At 44.5% G+C, this 24,222-nt stretch carries 25 protein-coding genes; 21 read left to right on the top strand and 4 right to left on the bottom strand.

Going from position 1 to position 24,222, the window contains the following annotated elements:
• Window positions 1-15 precede the first annotated feature (15 nt).
• Genes mreD through MWG26_RS11350 form a run of 8 tightly spaced genes read left to right on the top strand, consistent with a single transcriptional unit; the run spans window position 16 to window position 7,655 of the window.
• Complete coding sequence (gene mreD, locus MWG26_RS11385) at window positions 16-549, top strand: rod shape-determining protein MreD (protein WP_025657447.1); 534 nt, start codon at window positions 16-18, stop codon at window positions 547-549.
• The gene (locus MWG26_RS11380) at window positions 518-3,406 is read left to right on the top strand and encodes a penicillin-binding transpeptidase domain-containing protein (protein ID WP_244062725.1); all 2,889 of its coding nucleotides are present in this window, start codon (window positions 518-520) and stop codon (window positions 3,404-3,406) included. Before mreD ends, MWG26_RS11380 begins: the two co-directional genes overlap by 32 nt.
• A 59-nt stretch (window positions 3,407-3,465) precedes the next feature.
• Window positions 3,466-4,113 (top strand): septum site-determining protein MinC, encoded by a 648-nt coding sequence (locus tag MWG26_RS11375; RefSeq protein WP_025657448.1) that lies wholly within the window; start codon window positions 3,466-3,468, stop codon window positions 4,111-4,113.
• Between the two features lie 21 nt (window positions 4,114-4,134).
• Window positions 4,135-4,926 carry a septum site-determining protein MinD gene (gene minD, locus MWG26_RS11370; protein ID WP_025657449.1) on the top strand — a complete coding sequence of 264 codons (792 nt, stop codon included), beginning with the start codon at window positions 4,135-4,137 and terminating at the stop codon, window positions 4,924-4,926.
• An 11-nt stretch (window positions 4,927-4,937) separates the two neighbouring features.
• Window positions 4,938-5,147, top strand: coding sequence for a cell division topological specificity factor MinE (locus MWG26_RS11365; protein ID WP_025657450.1), 210 nt, complete (start codon window positions 4,938-4,940; stop codon window positions 5,145-5,147).
• A gap of 11 nt (window positions 5,148-5,158) precedes the next feature.
• Entirely contained in the window at window positions 5,159-6,274 is a 1,116-nt protein-coding gene (locus MWG26_RS11360) for an FtsW/RodA/SpoVE family cell cycle protein (protein WP_025657451.1), read from the top strand.
• Window positions 6,275-6,289: 15 nt separating this feature from the next.
• Window positions 6,290-6,685 (top strand): methylglyoxal synthase, encoded by a 396-nt coding sequence (locus MWG26_RS11355; RefSeq protein ID WP_050642288.1) that lies wholly within the window; start codon window positions 6,290-6,292, stop codon window positions 6,683-6,685.
• A complete protein-coding gene (locus MWG26_RS11350) occupies window positions 6,669-7,655 on the top strand; it encodes a D-alanyl-D-alanine carboxypeptidase family protein (RefSeq protein ID WP_025657453.1) in 987 nt (328 codons plus the stop codon). Before MWG26_RS11355 ends, MWG26_RS11350 begins: the two co-directional genes overlap by 17 nt.
• 140 nt (window positions 7,656-7,795) lie before the next feature.
• Here MWG26_RS11350 and MWG26_RS11345 read toward each other — a convergent pair whose 3' ends face one another.
• Window positions 7,796-7,999 (bottom strand): DUF378 domain-containing protein, encoded by a 204-nt coding sequence (locus MWG26_RS11345; protein WP_009004217.1) that lies wholly within the window; start codon window positions 7,997-7,999, stop codon window positions 7,796-7,798.
• 143 nt (window positions 8,000-8,142) lie between these two features.
• On the opposite strand from MWG26_RS11345, the gene MWG26_RS11340 reads away from it, so the two are divergent.
• The 7 genes from MWG26_RS11340 to MWG26_RS11310 all read left to right on the top strand — a co-directional run bounded on the left by MWG26_RS11340 (window position 8,143) and on the right by MWG26_RS11310 (window position 13,954).
• Complete coding sequence (locus MWG26_RS11340) at window positions 8,143-9,519, top strand: biotin/lipoyl attachment domain-containing protein (RefSeq protein WP_025657454.1); 1,377 nt, start codon at window positions 8,143-8,145, stop codon at window positions 9,517-9,519.
• 29 nt (window positions 9,520-9,548) lie between these two features.
• Complete coding sequence (locus tag MWG26_RS11335; RefSeq protein WP_025657455.1) at window positions 9,549-10,247, top strand: YggS family pyridoxal phosphate-dependent enzyme; 699 nt, start codon at window positions 9,549-9,551, stop codon at window positions 10,245-10,247.
• Window positions 10,248-10,318: 71 nt separating this feature from the next.
• Complete coding sequence (locus tag MWG26_RS11330; protein WP_025657456.1) at window positions 10,319-10,858, top strand: cell division protein SepF; 540 nt, start codon at window positions 10,319-10,321, stop codon at window positions 10,856-10,858.
• A gap of 7 nt (window positions 10,859-10,865) precedes the next feature.
• Window positions 10,866-11,651, top strand: a complete 786-nt coding sequence (locus MWG26_RS11325) for a YlmH family RNA-binding protein (protein WP_025657457.1) — start codon at window positions 10,866-10,868, stop codon at window positions 11,649-11,651.
• A gap of 51 nt (window positions 11,652-11,702) precedes the next feature.
• Window positions 11,703-12,221: a signal peptidase II gene (gene lspA / locus MWG26_RS11320; RefSeq protein WP_025657458.1), complete on the top strand. Its 519-nt coding sequence runs from the start codon at window positions 11,703-11,705 to the stop codon at window positions 12,219-12,221.
• A 7-nt stretch (window positions 12,222-12,228) separates the two neighbouring features.
• On the top strand, window positions 12,229-13,140 hold the full coding sequence (locus MWG26_RS11315; RefSeq protein WP_025657459.1) for an RluA family pseudouridine synthase: 912 nt from the start codon (window positions 12,229-12,231) through the stop codon (window positions 13,138-13,140).
• A gap of 166 nt (window positions 13,141-13,306) precedes the next feature.
• Entirely contained in the window at window positions 13,307-13,954 is a 648-nt protein-coding gene (locus MWG26_RS11310) for a cytidylate kinase-like family protein (protein WP_117440833.1), read from the top strand.
• A 77-nt stretch (window positions 13,955-14,031) separates the two neighbouring features.
• Here the strand turns inward: MWG26_RS11310 and MWG26_RS11305 are convergent, their stop codons facing one another.
• A complete protein-coding gene (locus MWG26_RS11305; RefSeq protein ID WP_025657461.1) occupies window positions 14,032-14,766 on the bottom strand; it encodes a tRNA 2-thiocytidine biosynthesis TtcA family protein in 735 nt (244 codons plus the stop codon).
• Window positions 14,767-15,024: 258 nt separating this feature from the next.
• Between MWG26_RS11305 and MWG26_RS11300 the strand changes: the two genes are divergently transcribed.
• The 5 genes from MWG26_RS11300 (at window position 15,025) to zwf (ending at window position 21,541) form a co-directional block, all read left to right on the top strand.
• Window positions 15,025-15,618 (top strand): hypothetical protein, encoded by a 594-nt coding sequence (locus tag MWG26_RS11300; protein ID WP_025657462.1) that lies wholly within the window; start codon window positions 15,025-15,027, stop codon window positions 15,616-15,618.
• A 251-nt stretch (window positions 15,619-15,869) separates the two neighbouring features.
• Window positions 15,870-17,195 carry an MATE family efflux transporter gene (locus MWG26_RS11295; protein ID WP_025657463.1) on the top strand — a complete coding sequence of 442 codons (1,326 nt, stop codon included), beginning with the start codon at window positions 15,870-15,872 and terminating at the stop codon, window positions 17,193-17,195.
• 494 nt (window positions 17,196-17,689) lie between these two features.
• Window positions 17,690-18,709 (top strand): beta-propeller fold lactonase family protein, encoded by a 1,020-nt coding sequence (locus MWG26_RS11290; RefSeq protein WP_025657464.1) that lies wholly within the window; start codon window positions 17,690-17,692, stop codon window positions 18,707-18,709.
• 32 nt (window positions 18,710-18,741) lie between these two features.
• Window positions 18,742-20,148 (top strand): NADP-dependent phosphogluconate dehydrogenase, encoded by a 1,407-nt coding sequence (gndA, locus tag MWG26_RS11285; RefSeq protein WP_025657465.1) that lies wholly within the window; start codon window positions 18,742-18,744, stop codon window positions 20,146-20,148.
• Window position 20,149: 1 nt separating this feature from the next.
• On the top strand, window positions 20,150-21,541 hold the full coding sequence (zwf, locus tag MWG26_RS11280) for a glucose-6-phosphate dehydrogenase (RefSeq protein WP_025657466.1): 1,392 nt from the start codon (window positions 20,150-20,152) through the stop codon (window positions 21,539-21,541).
• 61 nt (window positions 21,542-21,602) lie between these two features.
• Here the strand turns inward: zwf and MWG26_RS11275 are convergent, their stop codons facing one another.
• A complete protein-coding gene (locus MWG26_RS11275; protein ID WP_025657467.1) occupies window positions 21,603-22,670 on the bottom strand; it encodes a tyrosine-type recombinase/integrase in 1,068 nt (355 codons plus the stop codon).
• Between the two features lie 315 nt (window positions 22,671-22,985).
• Window positions 22,986-23,360, bottom strand: coding sequence for a LysM peptidoglycan-binding domain-containing protein (locus tag MWG26_RS11270; protein ID WP_025657468.1), 375 nt, complete (start codon window positions 23,358-23,360; stop codon window positions 22,986-22,988).
• Between the two features lie 225 nt (window positions 23,361-23,585).
• Here MWG26_RS11270 and lexA point away from each other — a divergent pair, with 225 nt between their 5' ends.
• Window positions 23,586-24,200 (top strand): transcriptional repressor LexA, encoded by a 615-nt coding sequence (gene lexA, locus MWG26_RS11265; protein ID WP_025657469.1) that lies wholly within the window; start codon window positions 23,586-23,588, stop codon window positions 24,198-24,200.
• Window positions 24,201-24,222: the final 22 nt, after the last annotated feature.

Genomic DNA, 24,222 nt, shown 5'->3' with positions numbered 1-24,222 from the left:
AGGGGAGTACGGCAGATGAAAAAGATGAAGGCAAAAAGAGCAGGCGTAACGGCGGTTATACTGATTATATGCTATTTGCTGCAGTGTACGCTGTTCCCGCACCTGGCTCTCGCTTCAATCAAACCAAACCTTATGATTATTCTAACAGCTTCTTTTGGTTTCATGAGGGGTTCCAGGGACGGGATGCTGGTCGGCTTCTTTTCCGGCCTGCTTATGGATATCCAGTTCGGCGGTATCATCGGATTTTATGCCATGATCTATCTGCTGCTGGGATTTGTCAACGGCCTGTTTCAGCAGGTATACTACGACGAAGACGTTAAACTGCCGCTGGTTCTGATCGCAGCAAGCGAGTTCCTATACGGGCTTGCCATCTACCTTTTGATGTTCATGCTGCGCAGTGAATTCAACTTTATATACTATTTCAGTCATAATATCATTCCGGAGCTCATATATACTATTGTGATTGCTCTCGGATTATACCCATTGATTTTATATTTTAACCATAAACTGGAAGCAGATGAAAAAAGGAGTGCAAGTAAATTTGTTTGAGCGTATAAAAGATGCAATCTATCGAATCGTAAAGTCACGGCTGTTTGTTTTAATCCTTGCATTCTGTATCTTATTTGCGGTGCTGATCAACCGCGTATTTTATCTTCAGATTGTAAAAGGACAGTATTATCTGGACAACTATAAGCTGCAGATCCGAAAGACCCGCGAGGTGCCGGGCACACGGGGCAATATCTATGACAGAAACGGCACCCCCCTGGCCTATAACGAACTGGCGTATTCCGTGACAATAGAAGATAATATCACCGCCGACACCCGGAAAGAAAAGAACCGGATCCTGAATGAGATTCTGGATAAGATCATAAACATCGTGGAGTCCAACGGGGATTCCGTGATCAGTGACTTCGGAGTGGTTCTGGATTCTGCAGGAAATTATGAGTTTACACAGACAAATGAGACGCTTAAGCTGCGTTTTATTGCGGACGTCTATGGGCTTAAAACTATTGACGAACTGAAGGACAAGCAGCGCAATGCATCTGCAGAGGATATCATCAATTATCTGTGTACGGATGAAACCTACGGTTACGGACTGGATGTTAAAACACTGGACAAGACGTATATCCTAAAAATGGTGAACCTCCGATACGCAATCGGCCTGAACAGCTTCCAGAAGTATATCCCGACCACACTGGCCACCGATGTAAGTGATGAGACCGTGGCCTCTATTATGGAGAACCTGGATCAGCTGGAAGGGGTGGATATCGCAGAAGATTCTATGCGCCGTTATACGGACAGCAAGTATTTTGCTTCCATCATAGGCTATACCGGAAAGATATCACAGGAAGAATATAACTCTCTGGATAAGGATCAGAAAAAGAAATATTCCCAGACTGATATTATCGGCAAATCAGGGCTAGAGCAGACTATGGATGAGGTACTTCAGGGCACCAAGGGACAGACGCAGTACTACGTGGACAGTGTGGGCAAAGTAACCGAGACGGTCAGCAGTAAAGACCCGGAAGCCGGCAATGACGTTTACCTCACGATTGACAAGGATCTGCAGGAGCAGACGTATCAGCTGATCGAAGAAAAACTGGCCGGAATTGTACTGTCCAAGCTCAGAGACCAGATGAATTACGATCCGAGCAAGACGAGTGATTCATCCCAGATTATCATCCCTGTGGATGATGCCTACAATGCATTTATCGCAAATGAAATTATTGATGAAACACATTTTGGGGCAGACGATGCCAAAACAGTAGAAAAACAGGTATATGGAATCTTTTCGGACAGAAAAACTGCAGCGATCCAGGAGATTATCGAAGAGCTGAATAACAGCGGCGCCGCTGCCTATAAGGATCTTTCTGCTGAAATGAAAGCCTATATGGATTATGTCTCTATTGACGTTCTGCAGGAAGCCGCAGGGGTCCTGATGCAGGACTCCATTGATACTAGTGATGAAATATATAAACAGTGGACAACTGATGAGACTATCAGCCTGAACCAATATCTGAATTATGCAATATCCAAGAACTGGATTGACACATCAAAGCTGTCTGATTACGTTTCCGCAGAGAAATATTCCGATTCCGCAGAAATTTATCAGGGAATTTTAACATTTTTACAAGATTATTTGGTTTCAGATGTTAATTTCGACAAACTTCTCTACAAATATCTTATAAAATCAGGTAGTATCACTGGCGGCCAGATCTGCGCCATGGTATATGAGCAGGGTGTCCTGCCCATGGATGAGGGAACATATAACGGTCTGATCGACGGCAGCGTAAATTCTTTCTCATGGCTGTACCAGAAGATCCAGAACCTGGAGATTACTCCCGGTCAGCTTGCACTGGAACCTTGTACCGGCTCTGCCGTTGTCAGTGATCCGAATACTGGAGAAGTGCTGGCGTGTGTATCCTATCCGGGATACGATAATAACCGGCTGGCCAACACCATGGACTCCAAGTATTATAATCAGCTTGTAACCGGGCTTTCCCGTCCGTTTTACAATAATGCAACACAGGAACGCACTGCACCGGGTTCCACCTACAAGATGCTTTCTTCTGTAGCAGCGCTCACGGAAGGCGTCATAGATGGTGGTTCGTATATTAACTGCTCCGGCGAGTTTGACAAAGTTACGCCAAGCCCGAGGTGCTGGGTCTATCCCGGAGCTCACGGCATGCTTGATGTTGTCGGAGCCCTTAAGGTTTCCTGCAATGACTTTTACTATGAAGTCGGATATGACCTGGGGCTTGATAAAGATGGTAATTACGACAGCGATAAAGGCGTCAAAGCGCTCGCAAAGTATGCGGAAGAATTCGGGCTCGGTGAAAAATCGGGCATTGAAATACCGGAATCAGAGCCCCAGATATCGGATGAATACTCCGTGCTGTCCGCAATCGGACAGGGTAACAACAACTATACGGTCAGCCAGCTGAACAGATATGTGTCAACTGTTGCAAATAAGGGAATCGTATATAAGCTGACCCTGTTGAATAAGACAACGGATGTCAACGGGAAGATCATCAAGCAGTATGAACCTGTCGTCACCAACGAGATTAAAGATGTAAGCAGTACCACATGGGATCTGGTTCATCAGGGAATGATCGCCATGATTGGCTATACCTCCAGCTTTTCCGGTCTGGAAATCTCCATGGCGGGTAAGACAGGTACTGCGCAGCAGAGCGACATCCATCCGGACCATGGTCTGTTTGTTGGATTTGCACCTGCGGAATCTCCGGAGATTGCAATTTCAGTGCGTATCGCAAACGGTTACAGCTCATCCTACGCTGCCGAGATTGGCAGGGATATTGTCAGGGCGAACTTTAAACTCGCCGACAAAGAAGAATTGATCACTGGTTCTGCCGCACAGCTTGGTACAACCATTGCAGGCGACTAAGTACTACATTGCGCAGGTTCCAGTGCCTATAGTACCAGAAAAGGATGTGAAGAAGATACATGGACAAGCTGGTAACAATTAAGAGCAACAGATACGGGATTGAGGTTCATCTGAATCCGGAAGTGCCATTTAACGTTTTACTGGAAAGCGTGGCCTCCAAATTCAAAGACTCGGCGAAATTCTTTGAGGGGGCCAAGATGGCGGTTACATTTCTGGACAGGAAACTCTCAGACCAGGAAGAACAGGCGGTCCTTCATACGATCGCCGAGATAACGGGGATTGACATTGTCTGCATTATAGACAGGGACGAGACCAATGAAATGACATACAAAAGCATTGTAGAGAATACGCTCACCAATATGCAGAAAAGGGAAGGGCAGTTCTACAGAGGTACTTTAAGCAAAAGACAGGTGCTGGAATCCGATTCGAGCATCATCATTCTTGGTGATGTTGAGCTGGGTGCTAAAGTAATTGCCAAAGGAAACGTTGTCATTGTTGGTTCTCTGTCTGGTTCAGTCCATGCAGGAGCTGCGGGCAGCAGAGATGCGTTCGTCGTAGCTCTGGCCATGCAGCCGAAACAACTTCGAATTGGCGATATTGAAGCAAAACGTCAGGTCATCTATCAGGAAAGCCTCAGCATCCGGGGGCCCAAGATAGCGGTGGTTGACGGACGCAGGATTTACGTGGATCCACTTGTGGACGAATAGAAGTTGTAGGAGGAAGAAAACATGGGAGAAGTAATTGTCATCACATCAGGAAAAGGCGGGGTCGGAAAGACGACAACGACAGCAAATATTGGAATTGGTTTATCGCAGCTTGGTAAGAAGGTCATTGTGATCGATACGGATCTGGGCCTGAGAAACCTGGATGTCGTTATGGGACTGGAGAACCGGATCGTATATAATCTGGTGGATGTCATTGAAGGCAGCTGCAGGCTGAAACAGGCTTTAATTAGGGATAAACGTTTTCCGGAGCTGTACCTTCTGCCGTCTGCCCAGACCAAGGACAAGACAGCCGTATCTCCTGAGCAGATGCGCAAATTAATCGCTGACATAAAAGACGAATTTGATTACATACTTCTGGACTGCCCGGCAGGGATTGAGCAGGGATTTGAGAATGCTGTGGCAGGGGCCGGCAGGGCGATTGTAGTTACAACTCCGGAGGTATCTGCCATACGGGACGCGGACCGGATCATCGGTCTGCTGGAAGCACATGGCATCAAGAAAAACGACCTGATTATCAACCGTCTCCGCGTGGATATGGTAAAGCGCGGGGATATGATGTCCGTGGATGATGTAACCGAGATACTGGCCATCAATCTGCTGGGCGTGATTCCGGACGACGAGCATGTTGTCATCGCAACCAATCAGGGCGAGCCGATTGTGGGAGCCGACTGTATGTCGGGACATGCCTATCAAAATGTATGCAGGCGTATCCTGGGAGAAGAACTTCCAATTGAAGATTTCAACAAACCGGAAGGTATTTTTGCAAGATTTTCCAGCCTATTTAAAAAGAATTAGGAGGGAATATTATGAGTGTACCATCTGTTCACGTTGCAAAAGAAAGATTGAAAACCCTGCTTATGGCAGACAGAATGCAGTGTACACCCGAAACAGCGGAAAAATTTTCTTCAGATATGTATCACACAGTTTCCAAGTATCTGGAAGTAAAACCGGAAGATTTCCACATGAAGATAACCCATTCAGATATACATATTAAGATTACAGGAGAGAACTATTGAAATTTAATTTTCTGAATATTAAGCAAAGGTATAACTTAAAAGATTATAAATTCAGCCTAGTCGCACTTGTGACCACAATCTCCATTATCGGGATCTTTGTGGTGGGAAGTGCACAGGCATCTGTGCAGGGAAAACAGATTGCCGGTGTTGTAATGGGCACGATTGCCATGATCGTTATTTCGCTGATAGACTACGAATGGGTCCTGAATATGTACTGGCTTTTATACGGCGTGAATATCGTTCTGCTTCTGGCGGTGCTGTTTTTCGGTGAGAATATCAATGGAGCTACCAGATGGCTGAATCTAGGATTTGTCCAGTTTCAGCCGTCTGACCTGACTAAGATCATAACGATTCTGTTCTTTGCGAAGTTTCTGATGGAGCGGGAGCAGGCGATTAATAATAAAAAGACGATTATCCAGGCGGCCGCGCTCATCCTGCCCTCCCTAATCCTTATATACAAGCAGCCAAACCTTTCAAACACCATCTGTCTGGCAACTGTATTTTGTATTATGTTATATATGGGAGGCTTAAGCTACAAGTTTATTGGCACTGTCCTGGCAATTACCATACCGACTGCAGCGCTGTTTCTGACCATTGTCGTGCAGCCCAACCAGCCCTTTTTGAAAGATTACCAGCAGGCGAGGATCCTGGCCTGGCTGGAGCCCGAAAAATACGCTACAGATGAAGCTTATCAGCAGATTAACTCTGTTATGGCCATCGGTTCAGGACAGTTGTCGGGTAAGGGCTATAACAGCAATACCACGACCTCTGTAAAGAACGGAAATTTCATTTCCGAGCCCCAAACGGATTTTATTTTCGCAATTATTGGAGAAGAATTAGGATTTGTGGGTTGTTGTGTGGTCATAATTTTGTTATTATTAATTGTAATAACGTGTATTTTGATAGGAGTAAAAGCAAAAGACACAGGAGGGCGGCTTATCTGCGGAGGTGTCGCCACACTGATAGGAGTACAGAGCTTTATCAATATCAGTGTGGCTACTCAGATATTCCCGAATACAGGAATTTCCCTGCCTTTTGTGAGTTACGGAATGACTTCTGTCGTATGTTTTTATATGGGGATCGGCTTTGTGCTGAATGTCGGTCTGCAGCCCAATAAATATCAGTAGAGGAGATTACAGGACATGAACATAGGATTAGTAGCACACGATGCAAAAAAGAAATTAATGCAGAACTTCTGCATAGCATACAGGGGGATTTTGAGCAAGCATCATCTGTTTGCTACAGAGACAACAGGGGCTCTTGTGGAAAGCGTCACTAACCTGAATATCCATAAATATCTTGCGGGCCATTTAGGCGGGAAGCAGCAGATCGGCGCCCAGATAGAACACAATGAGATGGATCTGCTTATCTTTTTCCGGGATCCGCTGACACCGCGCTCCCATGAACCGGATGTGAACGATATTGTAAGACTATGCGATATGTACAATATACCTATTGCAACGAATATAGCAACAGCGGAGGCTTTGATTTTGGCATTAGACAGAGGAGACCTGGACTGGCGTGAGATGTATAAGTAAAAGAGCTGTTCTTGCCCTTTGCCTGTTACTGTCCGTGCTTATCGCAGGATGCAGCAGGGAAGTACTAAAAGCAGAAGTATACGAGCAGGAACAGTATAACCGTTCAATATATAGAGGAACCCTGTCAGCGTCTGGCCTGTGTGTTACAGATACCGATGTTGCCCTGGAGGGTTATAGTGCGGACCCGGGCCTGCATGCTGCGGGTCTTTTTGATATAAAAGATAAGAAGGTACTCTATGCCAGTAAGATTCATGAAAGACTTTTCCCGGCCAGTACGACAAAGATTATGACAGCCTATGTGACGCTGAAATACGGGAATCTGGAGGATACTGTAACCGTTGGGCCCAATGCAACTCAGTTCGCCGAGGACGAGCAGACATGCGGCCTCCGGACCGGAGATATGGTTTCGCTGTACGATCTGCTCTGCGGGCTTTTACTCTATTCCGGTAATGACTGTGCGGTGGCGATCGCGGAACATGTGGCCGGCAGTGTGGAAGCATTTGCAGATATGATGAATGCAGAGGCCGCTTCCCTGAGAGCGACCAATACCCATTTCGTCAACCCCCATGGTCTGCAGGACGACAATCATTACACTACGGCATACGATTTATACCTGATCTTCAACGCCTGTATAAAGGATCAGCGCTTCCTGGATATCATATCGAAGGATTCCTATACTGGAACGCTTACCTCAGCGGACGGAAGCGTACGCAGTGAGGTGTGGGAGGCTACCAATTTTTATTCCCAGGATCTTATTCCCGATCCGGAAGGCGTCCAGGTTATTGGAGGTAAAACAGGGACTACCGACGAAGCAGGCTCCTGTGTCATCTTATACAGCAAGGATTCCCAGTCCAACCCCTATATATCCATTATAATGGGGGCAGGGACAAAAGATCTCCTGTACGGCCAGATGAGCGCTATGCTGTCTGCAGGCGAAAGACCGGCTGCAGCTGCAGAGGCAGCCGATTAGGCATATAACTAGTATATCGGAAAATAGGTGACTTATCATATGATATACTAGCGCAGACCAAAAACAAAGAACCCGATGGAAGGACATGCCCTTCCACCGGGTTCCCTGTTGTTTCGCTCTTTTGAAGCGACCTTTTTCATCTACTCTGACATGTTTTTGATTCTGCCGAACAAGCTGATGAGGTAAAGACCACACAGGCCGACAATCGTATAAATTATTCTGGAAAGCCAGCTTAAATTTCCAAAGAGAAAGGCTACTAAATCAAATCGAAAAATGCCAACCAGAAGCCAGTTGACCGCCCCGATAATCACAAGTGTCAGAGCAGTGTTATCAAACCACTTCATATTATTTCCTCCTTTTCAATATCAATGCTCTTATTATTGCCACAAAAACTGGAAATATACACTTAAAAATGTTATACTAGTAAAGTTATCATAATAATTGTATCATTTTGAAAATTGATTTACGGTACAGGAGGAAGATTAGTTTGGCATCACGGAAGGACAATTCCATCAGTATTAATAAGTATAAAAGAAAACGTGAGATGAATATCGGCATCTTTATTTTTGCAATTGTATTTATTTATCTTATAGTAACGATTGTCATGTATGCTGCTGCAAAGAAAATCTCTGTTTATGAGGTAAGAGAAGGCAGTATTCTGACGGACAATTCCTACACAGGGCTCATCCTCCGTGAGGAAACAGTGGTTTATGCAGAGAACACAGGGTATATCAATTATTTTCAAAACGAGAACAGCAAGATTAAGGCCGGTGCGAATGTTTATGCGGTTACCTCGCAAAAGTTAACCTATCCGGAGGAGACGAGCACGGAGACTTCTCTGAGCACAGAAGAACAGAATACCCTGATCGTAAAAACGCAGAGCTTTAACGAGAATTTTAATCCGCAGAAGTTCTCCTCTGTTTATTCCCTGAAAAATGAAATCGACAACACCCTGCAGAATGCTTCTAATCAAACCAAGACAGCGCAGATGGATGCTGTGCTGTCCCAGAACGGTGTGAGCGCAGATGTATATCAGACACCGCGGGACGGAATTATGGTTCTTGATTTTGACGGCTGTGAGTCTTTAACCGCAGATTCATTCAAAAAAGCAGACTTTGACAGGAGCAGCTACAAAAAGGTGAGCCTGGAAGATAATATGCAGGTCAAGAAGGGGGAACCAGCCTACAAACTTGTCACAAATGAAAAGTGGTCTGTGATTATAGAATTGGACAAGGATATGGCAGGCAAACTGGCTGATACGACCTACATAAAAACCAGAATAGATAAGGACAGCGAATCCATCTGGGCAGACTTTTCTATCCTGAAAAAAGACGGTGAGTACTATGGACGGCTGGATTACGATAATTCCATGATCCGTTATGCCGGAGACAGATTTTTAAATATAGAGCTCATCCTTGAGGATGAGAGCGGACTGAAGATTCCGAAAAGCAGTGTTGTGGAGAAAGAGTTCTTTGTGGTGCCCTCAGAGTATATCACTACGGGCGGCAACAGTTCCGCTTCGGGAGTCATGGTTCAAAAGCGCGGCGGCAATGCAGTTTTTCAGGCCGCTGACATATACAAATCTACGGAGGATGGCAGCGTATATCTCAGCACTTCCACGCTGAAGAGGGGCACCGTCCTTGTAAAGCCCGAATCCGCCGAGACATTAGCCCTGTCAGAGACACAGTCTCAAAAGGGTGTATTTAATATTAACAAAGGCTATGCTGTATTCCGTCAGGTTACGATCCTCGCAGAAAGCGATGAATATTATATTGTCAAGGAAGGGGATTCCTACGGACTTTATAATTACGACCATATCGTTCAGGATGGGGATTCGGTAGATGAGGACGAGGTTGTCTATTAACTATATTATATAAACAAGGAGTGTCATTTATGTTGAAAGAGCAATTGCAAGAAGTAGAAGAGAAGATACAGGCCGCCTGTGACCGCGCAGGGAGGCAGCGCAGTGAAGTGACTTTAATCGCGGTCAGCAAGACCAAACCCATTGCAGTACTTCAAGAGGCATATGATATAGGTGTCAGAGTATTCGGAGAAAATAAAGTCCAGGAACTTACGGAAAAGTATGAAGCCCTTCCGGATGACATTCACTGGCATATGATCGGCCATCTTCAGACCAATAAGGTAAAATACATCGTAGATAAAGCGGAACTGATCCATTCTGTGGATTCGGTAAAGCTCGCTCAGGTTATTGAGAAAGAAGCAGAGAAGAAAAACTGCATCGCCAGTATCCTGATCGAAGTCAATGTAGCAGGAGAAGAAAGCAAGTTCGGCCTTAAAGTTGACGAAGTAATTCCATTTATAGAAAAAATTGCATCATTTAAGCATATTCGTGTATGCGGGCTCATGACAATCGCTCCATTTGTTGAAAATCCAGAGGATAATCGCCCAATTTTCGAGAATTTACATAAATTATCTGTTGACATTAAGAACAAAAACATTGATAATGTTAATGTGAGCATACTTTCAATGGGGATGACCAATGATTACGAGGTTGCAATAGAAGAGGGCGCGACCATGGTTCGTGTAGGAACCGGAATCTTTGGTGCCAGAGATTATGCCGTTAAGGCATGAGGATCTGGAACAGAAAGTATATTTTCAAAAAAAATTTATGCATCAAGAGGGCATAAGATAGGAGTGTAAACATGGGTGTGTTTGACAAATTTTTGGACATCATGAAATTGAATGATGATGAATACGATGACGACGATTTCTATGATGACGAATTTGAAGATGATGATTTTGATGAAAAACCACGCCGTTCTCTTTTTAATAAGAAAAGCAAAGAGGAATACGACGATTTTGATATCCAGGAGGATAAAAGATATGCTCCTGCAAACAGCAGCAATAACAAAGTAACCCCGATGCGTCAGCCGGCTTCCAGACGCAATGCCAACATGGAGGTCTGCGTGGTAAAGCCTACATCAGTAGACGATTCCCGCGAGATTACCGAGACACTGCTGGCAGGGCGTACTGTAATCCTGAACCTGGAGGGCATGGATCTGGAGATTGCGCAGAGGATCATCGATTTTATCTCAGGAGCGACTTTCGCAATCAGCGGAAACCTGCAGAAGATTTCCAACTATATATTCCTTGTAACACCGACGAATGTTGATATTTCAGGTGATCTTCAGGATCTGCTGGGCGGCTCTATGGAGACAGCTAATGTAAGAGGAAGATATTAATTCTGGCATGGAAAAAGAAGAACAGCTTTTGGAAAAACGGCTGATTGAGCTGTCCAGGACGGCGTATCACCGTGACATCATTACATATTCGGATTTTCTGAATTTGAATGAACTGAATATTTTGCATTCTTTGCCGAAGGACAGGCTGTATACTCGCTATGTGACTTTCGGCGGATATGACACAGCAGAGCGTCAGATGGCAGCATTCCTACCTGATGCTCTTTATTTGCGTGGCAGCGATGACACAGCAGACCTGGAAACCCTGGGATTTCCTTTTTCTGTTCTTTGTATCGAGCCGCTGCATGAGAAATATGCGGAAGAACTGACGCATAGAGATTATCTGGGCGCTGTGCTGAATCTCGGAATAGAGCGTTCCAGACTGGGAGATATTCTGATTGAAGGTAATAAGGCCATTCTGTTTGTGGAAACTGGCCTGAGCGTTTATCTTCAGGAGCAGCTGACCCGGGTCCGCCGCACAAACGTTATGCTCCGGGAAGAAAACGTGCAGGACTTCCAGTATACTCCCCGTTTTGAGGAGGTCAAAGGTACTGTGGCCTCCGTCAGGCTGGACTGTCTTTTGTCCCTGGCATTCTCCTCCTCACGGACACGCCTGAGCGGTTTGATTGAGGGCGGTAAAGTATTTGTCAATGGAAAGCTTATGACAACAAATGGGTTCCAGGTGAAGGAAGACGATATTATATCCGTGAGAGGCATGGGAAAATTCCAGTATAAAGGTATCTTGTCCCGCACAAAAAAGAATAGAATTTTCGTAATCATCCATAAATATATATAGCGCCGGATTGCTGTGCGCCATACATGACTTCAACGAAGAAAAGGAAAAACCATGAAAGATAAGAATACAAAATCTATACAAAGTTATCTGCTGGCCGTCCTCGGCTGTATCGTCCTGATCGTGCTGGATCAGTTTACAAAATGGCTTGCCGTCGTACATTTAAAAGATCAGGAGCCCTTCGTGATCTGGAAAGGCGTATTTAAGCTGGAATATCTGGAAAACCGGGGCGCAGCATTCGGTATTATGCAGGACAGGCAGATTCTGTTTGCTGTAGGGGCAGTCGTGATCGTATGCCTGATTGGTTTTATTTACGGAAGGATGCCGCATACGTCCCGCTATTACCTGCTGCGCATCTGCGCGGTAATGATTTGCGCCGGGGCTATCGGCAACATGATTGACAGGCTGCGGCTGAATTATGTGGTGGATTTTTTCTACTTCGAGCTGATTAATTTTCCCATCTTTAATATAGCGGACTGCTATGTGGTAGTTGCGTGCATCCTCTTTGCTTTTGCTATACTTTTTTACTATAAAGAGGACGAGCTGAGCTGCTTTTCGCTGAAGAAAGGATAAAAGGCCTATGGAGGAATTATATTTCACTGCCGGATCAGCCGGTGTCCGGATTGACAAATTTCTTGCCGAAGCCATTCCGGATCTCTCCAGATCCCATATACAGAAGCTGATCGCTGCAGACCTGGTAACCGTCGGTGATAAGGCTGTCAAAGCCAATTATAAAACTGCGGTAAGTGATGAGATAAAAGTGCAGATCCCAGAACCGGAAATACCCGATATTCAGCCGGAAAATATTCCTCTGGACATTCTTTTTGAGGACAGCGATATCCTGATCGTAAATAAACCCAAAGGAATGGTTGTACATCCCGCCCCGGGGCATTACAGCGGCACGCTGGTCAATGCTGTTATGTATCACTGCAGAGATAACCTTTCAGGCATTAACGGTATTGCAAGGCCGGGAATTGTACATCGGATTGACATGGACACGACAGGATCTCTGCTTATCTGCAAGAATGACGCTGCACACCAGTCACTGGCCGAACAGTTGAAGGAGCACCACATTACCCGGAAATACCATGCCATTGTGCACGGCAATCTGAAAGAGGACGACGGAACAGTAAATGCACCGATCGGCAGGCACCCCACAGACAGGAAAAAGATGAGCACAAGGGCCACTCACGGCCGCAGTGCGGTGACACACTATAAGGTGCTGGAGCGTTTCGGAGATTACACCTATATCGAATGTGAACTGGAAACCGGACGTACACATCAGATCCGGGTGCATATGGCCAGTATCGGGCATCCAATCGTGGGAGATGCCGTCTACGGCCCTGCCAAATGCCCGTTTAAACTGCAGGGGCAGACACTGCATGCAAAGGTTCTCGGCATCATACATCCTATGACGGGGGAGTATATGGAATTTGATGCGCCGCTTCCGGAATATTTTCTCCAATTATTGAATACGTTAAGACACCGATAATGGAACAGTTCAGACCGCTCGAATTATTCCCCGGTAATTATGAAAATTGCACAATAAACTCAATTCATGTTGTAAAAAACAGCGTCATCTTGTATAATAATTGTATAAAAGTTATTCCACGAAAGGACAACATATGCTGGTTTGACGTAAAAGGAGAGTGACTGATATGAAAACTAACACAATCATTACAATTGGCAGACAGTACGGCAGCGGAGGGCGCGAGATTGGCTACAAGGTAGCGGAACATCTTGGTATTAAGCTTTACGACAAAGAGATGCTGGCAAGGGCCGCCAAAGAAAGCGGGATCTGCGAGGAAATCTTTGAATCCCATGACGAGAAACCAACGAACAGCTTTCTGTACTCATTGGTGATGGATACCTATTCCATGGGATATTCCGGCAGCACCTATTCCGATATGCCGATCAACCATAAAGTGTTCCTGGCTCAGTTTGACGCAATCAAAAAGATTGCGAACGAGGGGCCGTGTATCCTGGTCGGCCGATGCGCAGACTATGCATTAGAATCCTACGAGAATGTAGTCAGTGTATTTATCCATGCGGATCTGGATGCCCGTGTCCGCAGAATCGCACGGATTCACGATATGACAGATGCCAAGGCAAAAGACATCATAATCAAGACAGACAAAAAACGTGCCAGCTACTACAATTATTATACGAATAAAAAGTGGTCAGATGCCGAAAGCTATGAATTATGCCTGAACAGCGGGGAACTCGGCGTGGAAGGGACCGCACAGGCGATTGAACAGTACGTAGCTTTAAAAGAGGGCATAGCATCTGCAAAGAGAAAGCTTTAAAGAAGTATTCCCATATCAGATAAGAGCCGGAAACGCCGGACAGCAGTTTACATAACGCTGTCCGGCATTTCCGGCTCCTATCTGATATGGGGGATTCTGTCCGGCCATCCCTTGATATTGCCGTTCAATATAGCATGAAACATTCTTTCCCTTGCACCGGGATGCTCCGTATTGAGCTGTTTTACCAGTTCTTTCGCATACTGCCTCTTGGTATATCCGTCAACAGGACATTTGCTGTTCACTACGGGCAGATGATACTTATTCTTAAACCCGATTACATCCGCTTCATTGATAAACATAATGGGACGGATAACGGTCAAATCCATGCGGTCCAGATAAGTCTTCGGTGAGAAAGAATGGAATCTGCCTTCAAAGATTAATGAGAGCAGCATAGTTTCAATAATATCGTCCTTGTGATGGGCGTACGCAACCTTATTACAGCCCATTTTTTTAACCGCCTCGTTAAGCGCCCCCTTGCGCATCTTTGCACAGAGTGAACATGGATTGGCTTCTTTTCGCACATCAAACAGAATGTGATAGATCTCAGAATCTACAATATGGTAGGGCACTTCCAGTTCCCTGCAAAGCTCTTTAATAGGAGTTAAATCGAATTTCTCGAATCCCAGGTCCACCGTGACAGCACTGAGTTCGAACTGTTTCGGATAAAACCGTTTCAGGCCATGCAGGGCATAGAGCAGCGTAAGGCTGTCCTTTCCACCGGAAATTCCCACTGCAATATGATCGCCCTCCTGGATCATGGCATATTCATCAACTGCTTTTCGTGTAAAACTTAATAATCTCTGTAACTGCATCTATTTCTAAATCCTTTCATCGTAAGTTTCTGTCAAAACACAGACTATATTATTATAGAATGTCTCTCTTTGAAATACAAGAAAATTCACAGATATGAAAGACTAAAAAATCGAAAAATGCTGTTCCTAAAATAGTTCACTAGGCAAAAAAAATGTGATATAATACGATCAAGTGTATCTGGAATATTTTAACTGCTAACGCTTCCCGATATACAAAAACTAATGAATAAAAAGAAAGGAAGTAAAAAGGAGCAAAATATGGAGATGAACTTTAGATTGATCGGAGATGAGGTCTGGTCAGAACACATCCACTGGAAACTGCATTCTTTTGAGAGTGTGTCACTGATTTACGATTTAATGACAGGTATGCTTGTGGATGAGTATATAAAGCTGCTCAGAAATGGGGAGGCGAAAATCATTCAAAATGAGTTTGCAGAAGGTAAACAATGCGAGCTTCTGATTGAAGAAAACGAAAAAATCGCAGAAAACTTATGCAGGCATATGAATATAAAAAAAGACGAAGGAGTAATGGCTGTATTTTTTGATTCCTTCTATCGGCTGCTCCGGCTTGCTACAATAACCAGCTACCAAACGGCGCTGGATAATATAAGTATAAGCGAAGTGGATAGGTGCCTTGCCGTTTGCAGGGATTTCAGCTGTGAGATGCTGTCTGCCGGCAAGATGATCCGGAAAGAAGATGGCGGCTGCTATTCCAAAGATGTCGATATTATTCTTAAAAATATGCATAAAGTATTGGCGGTTTTTATTGAGAAAGCCACAGAATACGGTAAGTATTTTTTAAATTATAAAAAAAGTAAGGCCCGAAAAGACCTTTCCAATAAAAAGCAGTAAATAAAAAGACACGGGCTCCGTGTCTTTTTATTTTGATAAATATTAAATGCGTCATATTATAAATAACCGTTCCATCGGAAAAGACAGTTATGAAGAGAGGCTTTACATTTTTTTAAATCTATTTTAGCAGACAGAAGTCTTGTAAATGTTTCATGAATTTGGTATACTCCATAGTATTATCGGGTAAGCACCTACCGTATGTGAGGCTATTTTCTTGCATACGGTATTTTTTGCCCTGAGGAGTTCTGAAAATGTACAATAAAAACAACAAGACGGAAAACATAGCAGTAACACTAATAAAGTTCTGTACGCCGCTCATTTTAAGCGGAATTCTGCAGCAGCTTTATAATTGGGCGGATGCATTTATCGTTGGCAATATAGCCGGCGAAAAAGCACTTGCGGCAATTGGCTCCACAACTACGATCATCAATCTGTTTCTAACTGCGATCACAGGATTTACACTCGGGCTTTCTATTTTATTTGCACAGAAATATGGCGCCGGGAAAGAGAACCACATCCCCAAAATACTTTCGGTGTTTTCGGTGATAATCGGCGGTACTTTTCTGCTCGTCTCGCTCATAGGCATCATCGGAGCTTTTCCATTACTCCAGATGATGAACACGACACAGGATACCATTGATATGGCAAAGCAATATCTGCAGATCATACTGGTCGGGATACCGATATTGGCGGTCTATAATGTTTACGCTGCCGCACTTCGCGGAATCGGAAACAGCCATGCTCCATTCAGCTCTGTTTTGTTTTCTTCCATCGTGAATGTGATACTGGATATTATGTTTGTGGGCGTATGGCATGGGGGTGTGGCCGGGGCGGCAGCTGCAACAGTGATCTCACAGGCCGTTATGACGGTATTTATTATCATTTACGGTGTAAAAAAGTATCCCAGCCTGCGTTTCAAGATTCAGAAGTGGAAGCCGGAACGATCTGTTCTTCGTGAGGGGCTTCATCTGGGAATCCCACCTATGATTCAGGCCTGCATCAGTTCTTTAGGCGGCCTTATCCTGCAGAATTTCATGAATGGATTCGGCACACAGACGGTTGCGGCGATTACTACGGCATATCGTGTGGATACAATGATACTTTTGCCAATTATCAATCTGGGTTCGGGAATTTCTACGATCGTTGCCCAAAGCTATGGGGCAGGTAAGAAAAAGCAGACTACAAAGACCGTATATGTGGGAACAGCAATGATGCTTTGCGTGTCTTTATTGCTCACATGGCTGGTAGTAGAAGCCGGAGGAGATTTAATCTCTTTGTTTGGGGTAAGCCCTGAGGCTGTAGAGATCGGGAGAAATTTCTTCCGGAGAATCGCTGCTTTTTATGCTGTTTACGGTGTTGCGATGTCGATACGCGGTTACATAGAAGGAATCGGGGACGTACTGTTCTCAAGCATCGCCGGGATTATTTCATTGATTTCACGTATTGTGTTTTCATATGCTTTTGCCGGCATATGCGGAAATATGATCATTGCATATGCCGAAGCCGGTTCGTGGGGCGTTTTATTGCTGCTGTATGTATCCCGTATACTGTGGAAGAAAGGCAAAGGCTGCGGTTAAAGCTGTTCCTATTCCAAAAGTGACAAATCTCTCATCTGGAAGTCACAGAGCTGTAAGCCAAATGTTTTATTATATGGATAGATCAAAAGAAGGAGGAGGCACATACATACCTGTACGAATTATGAAAGATAAAACAAATCTATCTGTCTTAAAAAAAGCTCTATACAAGATGTTACTGATAATTAAAGCCATATTATTGTGCGTTCTTATTACTCCATTTTACGTGCTGTTTTCATTTATTGGTATGATCTGGTCGCTTGCAGATTATATTGTCACTAAATTTGAAAGTAAATGATAAAAATATTGTAGCTAATATTGGTCGAGAAGAGATATTCTAGTTGTAGATCGGAATTTTTTCTTTTATTGGGAATAATAATGAAGAATATCATAAATTGTATTTGACATTGTTAACTGTAATATGTATAATTACAGTTAACAATAAGAGGGATACTACGAATTCTAAAATAAAATAATCAGAATCGGGGAGTGGCATTATGGAGAAAGTAAAAGAAAAAGAAACAACAGCCGGTTTTACCGATGGATATATCGGGACATATTATTCAGAGGAGAGCAGAGGGATATATCGTTTTTCTTTTCATGAAGAGACTGGAGAATTGACCGCACCTGAACTTTTTTATGAGGCAAGGAATTCCAAATGGATTTCTTTAAGCAGTCATCGGATGGTCATTCCTGACGAAAAGGGAGGAATGGCGGGAACCTGTTTTCTGGAACTAAATCACGGATCGGTGAAAAAGTGCGCCGGCGAGGTGCTGCAGGAACGCCAGACGCCTTGTTACATCGAACAGGAGGAAGACTTTATCTATACAGCAAACTACCATGAAGGCACCGTAATGATCTATCAGACAACAGAGGAAAAGCCTGTGGTCGTGAAGCGGATTGAAAATGGAGAGGGCGCCGGATGCCACCAGATACTGCTTCATGACTCGTATGTTATGGTACCCTGCCTTACGCAGGACAGAATCCGGTTCTTCGACAAAGAAAGAGGATTTGCTCCTGCTGGAGAGATCAGCTTTCCCAAAGGCAGCGGTCCAAGACACGGTGTTTTTAATCGGGCTCACACCAGGCTTTATGTTGTGAGTGAATGGAGTAATGAACTTTTTATTTTTAAAGTTTGCGGCCGAGAGTTTTCGCTGGAGCAGACATTTTCTATTCTCCCCAAAAGCGGAAAGACCGGGGAGCAGCCCCGGGCGGCTGCAGCGGCGGCAATCCGGCTGACGAAAAATGAGAAATTTCTATATATATCAGTGAGAGAAAGAGAATTGCTGGCAGCTATCGATGTAAGTCATGACAAAGCCACCGTCATACAGCATGTATCCTGTGGCGGGAAACATCCGCGTGACTTTATTTTAAGCAAAAATGAAAAGTTTCTGCTTGTGGCAAACCGCCTGGAAGGTGGAATTGTATGTATCGAGCGGGACTGTGAAACAGGAAAATTAAAAGGGGTACGCAGCCGTGTAGAGATGCCGGAAGGGGTATCGCTTGTACTGGCATAACAACGATAGATTGATGATAAGGAGGTATTTCGATGAGGAGAACAGAAATAGGAGTCATTGGACTCGCGGTAATGGGAAGAAGCCTTGCCCTAAATATGGCTGACCATGGATTTAAAGTAGGAGGGTACAACCGAAGCCGGGAGGTGACCGATGAACTTCTCAGAGAGCATCCGCATGAGAACTTTGTTCCTTTTTACGATATGAAAGAGCTTGTAGGATCACAGGAACGTCCGAGAAAGTTTATGATTATGGTAAAGGCTGGAAAGCCTGTTGATATGGTAATTGAGCAGCTACTTCCGCTTCTTGATGAGGGAGATATGATTCTGGATGGCGGGAACTCTTTCTTTGAAGACACAAGAAGACGGGAGAAAAACCTGCGTGAAAAAGGAATCCTTTATTTTGGAACTGGCGTTTCCGGAGGAGAGAAGGGAGCCCGTTTTGGCCCCTCTATCATGCCGGGAGGGGACAAAGAGGCATACGGCCATATTGCCCCCATCCTGGAAGCAATCGCGGCAAAAGCACAGGGCGAGCCATGCTGTGCCTACATGGGTCCGGACGGCGCCGGCCACTACGTTAAGATGGTACACAATGGGATCGAATATGCAGATATGCAGCTGATTGCAGAAGCTTATCTGCTCCTTAAATACGCAGGCGGCTTTACAAATGAAGAGCTGGCCGATACATTTGCAGAGTGGAATGAAGGCGAACTGAAGAGTTATCTGATTGAAATTACAGCAGGTATCTTCCGGGAGAAAGATGATTTTACAGACAAAGAGCTGGTGGATTATATTCTGGACAGTGCAGGGCAGAAGGGAACCGGCCGCTGGACCAGCCTGGAATCCCTGAAACAGGGTGTCAACGTATCCATGATAACAGCGGCATGTAATGCCAGGATTATGTCGAACCGTATTGAGGAGAGGAAGACAGCCAGAGATTTGTTCGATAGCCCGGAACCAAAGCCGGCTCCTGAGAAAACAGCATTTAAAAAGCAGGTAAGAGAAGGGCTGTACACAGCCAAAATTGCAGCCTATGCGCAGGGATTCGAACTGCTTTCCCATGCATCCGGGGAATATGGATGGGATCTGGATTATGGCAGAATCGCATCAATTTTCCGTGCCGGCTGTATCATACAGGCACAATTTCTGGATGATATTACAAGGGCGTTTGAGAAAAATGGAGCGCTTAAGAATCTGATGATGGATTCCTTCTTCATGGAAGGTGTGAACCGTGGGCAGAGAAGTCTCCGGGATATCATGTGCATGGGAATTCAGAAGGGGATTCCGCTGCCGGCAATGAGCCAGGCTGTGGCGTATATCGATGCTTTCAGGGGAATGCCAGTGGGTGCGAACCTTATTCAGGCACAAAGAGACTGCTTTGGGGCACATACCTACAAGCGGACTGACAGGGGAGGAATCTTCCATCACGATTGGAGGTTTTAATATGTGTAAAGAACAAATTTTTACAATCTTTGGAGGTACCGGAGATCTGACATTCCGCAAACTGATACCGGCATTTTATAATATGGAGGCTTTTAAAAACAAGGACCTTTGCACACAAATTGTCATCATCGGAAGAAGAGACTACACGAGTGGGGAATACCGGGAGATGGCCCGCAGGTGGGTAGAAAAATTCGCAAGACTCGGGTATAAAGAAGAGATCTATGAGAAGCTTGCAGAGAAAATGACTTACTACCGTATGGATTTCACCGATGCGTCAGCATATGTTGATCTGGATGCATTTTACCGGGGAATGGGAGATGTTGAGCACATCTTTTATTTTGCAGTAGCTCCCAGGTTCTTTGAAATTATCGTAAAAGGGCTCCAGCTGGTATCCGGCGCCGGGAATGGCAAGGTCGTGATCGAGAAGCCTTTTGGCGAAAATCTTCTGGCAGCGGCGAGTTTAAATGCGACGATGGAGACTTTCTTTAAACAGGACCAGATTTATAGAATTGACCATTATCTTGGAAAAGAGATGGTCAGAAATATACAGACTATCCGCTTTGCAAATCCAATTTTCAGCAATGTCTGGAATGCACGGCATATAGACTGCATTCAGATCTCTGCGCTGGAGGAGATGGGTGTGGAGACAAGAGGCGGGTATTATGACCACAGCGGCGCTCTGAAGGATATGATGCAGAACCATCTGTTCCAGATCCTCACCATTGTAGCCATGGAACAGCCGGAGAGTGCAGCTGCAGAAGATATGCACCGGGAGCAGATGAAGGTCCTGAACGCGCTCCATATGCCTGAAGATATAAAAGAGAATATTGTTCTGGGACAGTATGAGGGCTACCGCGGGGAACCTGCTGTTGATGCGGACTCTGTCACGGAGACCTACGCAGCAGTCCGTCTGATGATAGAGAATGAACGTTGGAATGGAATGCCATTCTATGTCCGCACCGGAAAAAAGCTTGGGAAGCGGGAGATGCAGGTTGCAGTCGTGTTTAAAAGCCCTGTACCGGGAGTGGAACCGGATATATTGAATATTAAAATACAGCCCACAGAAGGCGTATATCTTCAGTTTAATATAAAGAAACCCGGGGAATCAGAAGAAGTGGTTCAGGCAAAAATGGACTTCTGCCAGAATTGTTCCTTCATCAATCAGATGAATACACCCGAGGCATATGAAAGACTGATTGGTGCATGTATCCGTGGGGAGCGTTCCTGGTTTTCCCAGTGGGATCAGATAGAAACGAGCTGGAAATACGTGGATGCGATCCGGGAGCAGTATCATCGAAGTGGTCTTCCAGTACATTTATACCCTCAGGGGAGTGCAGGTCCGAAAGCCGCAGACAAACTGCTTGGCGATCACGGGCATGTATGGTTTGAATAATGCGAAGCGGAACAGCGCTTTGTCATTAGATTCGTGGCAAAGCGCTGTTTTAACTTAGATATTAAGGTTCCCGCAGCTTCACGGCCCCCGCAGCCTGTCTGCGCCGGTTCTCATCGATAGCCGCATAATGTTTTTTCGTAGTATTAACATCCTTGTGTCCTAAAACATCAGCCACAAGGTAAATATCACCTGTTTCCTTGTACAGGGCGGTACCATAGGTACTGCGCAATTTGTGCGGCGTAATTTTTTTATTTGGCGTAATCTGGCGTGCGTACTTCTTCACCATATTCTCAACGGCTTGAACCCCCATCCGTTTTCGCTGGGTTGATAGAAACAATGCATTTTCATGGCCGGGGAGTGCAGTAATAGACTTTCTAGTTGTATACAGATACATCTTCAGTGCATTTTCAACCTCTTCACCAAAGTAAACAACCATTTCATTCCCGCCTTTTCGGGTAACCTTAACTCCGTTGTTCTTAAAATCCACATCCTGGATATCAAGCCCCACACATTCAGATACACGAATCCCGGTACCCAAAAGCAGCGTTAGGATCGCCAGATCCCGGTTCCTTGTTTTTTCAAAATACACTTTGCGCTGACCGGTCAGGTCATCGCCGCCGTGTTCAACATATTCCAGCAGAGCGGCCACTTCATCCGTATCCATACGTATAATAGCCTTATCATGTAACTTCGGCATGTCCACAAGTAAAGTGGGATTCTTCTCAATCACCTGATGTTTAAAGAAATAGGCATAGAAGCTGCGGAGTGCTGACATCTTGCGCGCCAGTCCCTTCTCTGTATTCGTAATTTGTTTATCCTCAGAGCCTGTGTAAACCTTCAGATATTCCTGATATTCCTCAATATCAACCGGCTCGATGCGCTCCAGATCCTTCACGGTAAACTGATCCATGGTATAGTCTTTATAAACAGGATTATTCTCCATTAAAAAATGGAAGAAAACGCGGATATCATAGGCGTAAGATATCCGCGTTTTGGCAGAACTTTTAGGTTCTATAGCACGGAAATAATCCCTGACAAATGGCGGCATTGTCTTAAGAATTTCCCTGAGACGCAGGGTATTGTCTATGTAAGTCTGTTCATGATATGTTTTCGGATCCTGTGCGGACATGTTAAAATTCCTCCTTAATGTTAAAAACCCCTTATAGTTGAGGTAATTATACCATGGATGCGGATCTCTGTCCATATCTATTGGAAAAATCAGTATTTGTCGTATAGATTAATCTATCTCATACAATATCCCTTGATTATTAAATAGTGTTTTAACGGTAACAATAAACTCCTTCCCCCGTTCTATTCTATAATTTAAACGAGACAGCCCGTACATAAGTGCGGGCTGTCTCTGGGTGAGTTTATATATCAATACATAGGGATGTATATTGATACCATTATCTAATTTCTCTATAAAATTCCTCCTTAATGTTTATTATTTATCTCTGAATTCTGTATCGTTATAAGTAATCATTAGATTCTGGCCTGCCTGAATATCATCTGTACTCAGCGAATTCATCTCTTTTAACACCATAATATATTCTGAAACGGAACTATAATCTTCTGTAATATATTCTTCTGCAATATCCCATAAAGTATCTCCGGGCTGAATCTCAATGCTCTTGTAATACTTGAAGTTAACAGGCTGTTCTGAATGTTTCTCATGTGCTGAAATCAAAAGGTTTCCAAACAAAGCGCATGCCGCAAATACAATGAATACTGTTGCAATAAATAGAACCAGCATACTCCTGATATGTCTCCCGTTCTTTGTGATAGTCCGTGCTTTTACATAATTTCTTTCTCTCTGCATTAGTAATTCCCCCCTTAAAACTCCCTAATAATTAGTTTTTTATCCGTTTTCCGAACGTTTGTTCTTTATAGTTGAAATTATATAACACGAACACATGTTTGTCAATACTCACACAACATTTTTCGAACATATTTTCGTAACAAGTGTTTGCTTTTTAAAAATAACTATGATACTATATTTATAGAATGAGTTGAGCGTTGGCTTTAACGGATTAAGGAGGGCTATATGTCACAGGGTAAGATCAGCAAAAAGCAGCTGGAGATATTAGAATACATAAAAGCACAGATATTAGAACGGGGATTTCCCCCTGCTGTACGTGAGATTTGTGAGGCGGTCAGTTTAAAGTCCACTTCCTCTGTCCACTCTCATCTTGAGACACTGGAGAAGAACGGATACATAAGGCGTGACCCCACGAAGCCCAGAGCCATAGAGATATTAGATGATACATTTAATCTGACCAGACGCGAAGTTGTGAATGTCCCGCTTGTCGGCCGTGTCGCCGCAGGAGAGCCGCTGCTGGCACAGGAGAACATAGAAAACTACTTCCCGATACCTATGGAATTCATGCCCAACAAGCAGACCTTCATGCTGACTGTAAAAGGAGAAAGCATGATTAATGCTGGGATCTTGGATGGCGATATGGTGCTCGTTGAACAAGATCATACCGCTTCCAACGGTGACATGGTGGTCGCACTTGTAGAAGACGGAGCCACAGTCAAAACCTTCTATAAAGAAGAGGGGGTATACCGCCTGCAGCCGGAGAACGACTACATGGAGCCTATCATAGTAAAAGAAGTGTCCATCTTAGGAAAAGTGATCGGGGTTTTCCGCTTTTTTTAAGATCCGGAGGCAGAAAAGGGAT

This window comes from Faecalicatena contorta, assembly GCF_022835095.1.
GTDB lineage: Bacteria > Bacillota > Clostridia > Lachnospirales > Lachnospiraceae > Faecalicatena > Faecalicatena contorta.
The sequence above is the reverse complement of the archived record's forward strand: the minus strand, read 5'-3'. Positions and strand labels throughout refer to the sequence as shown.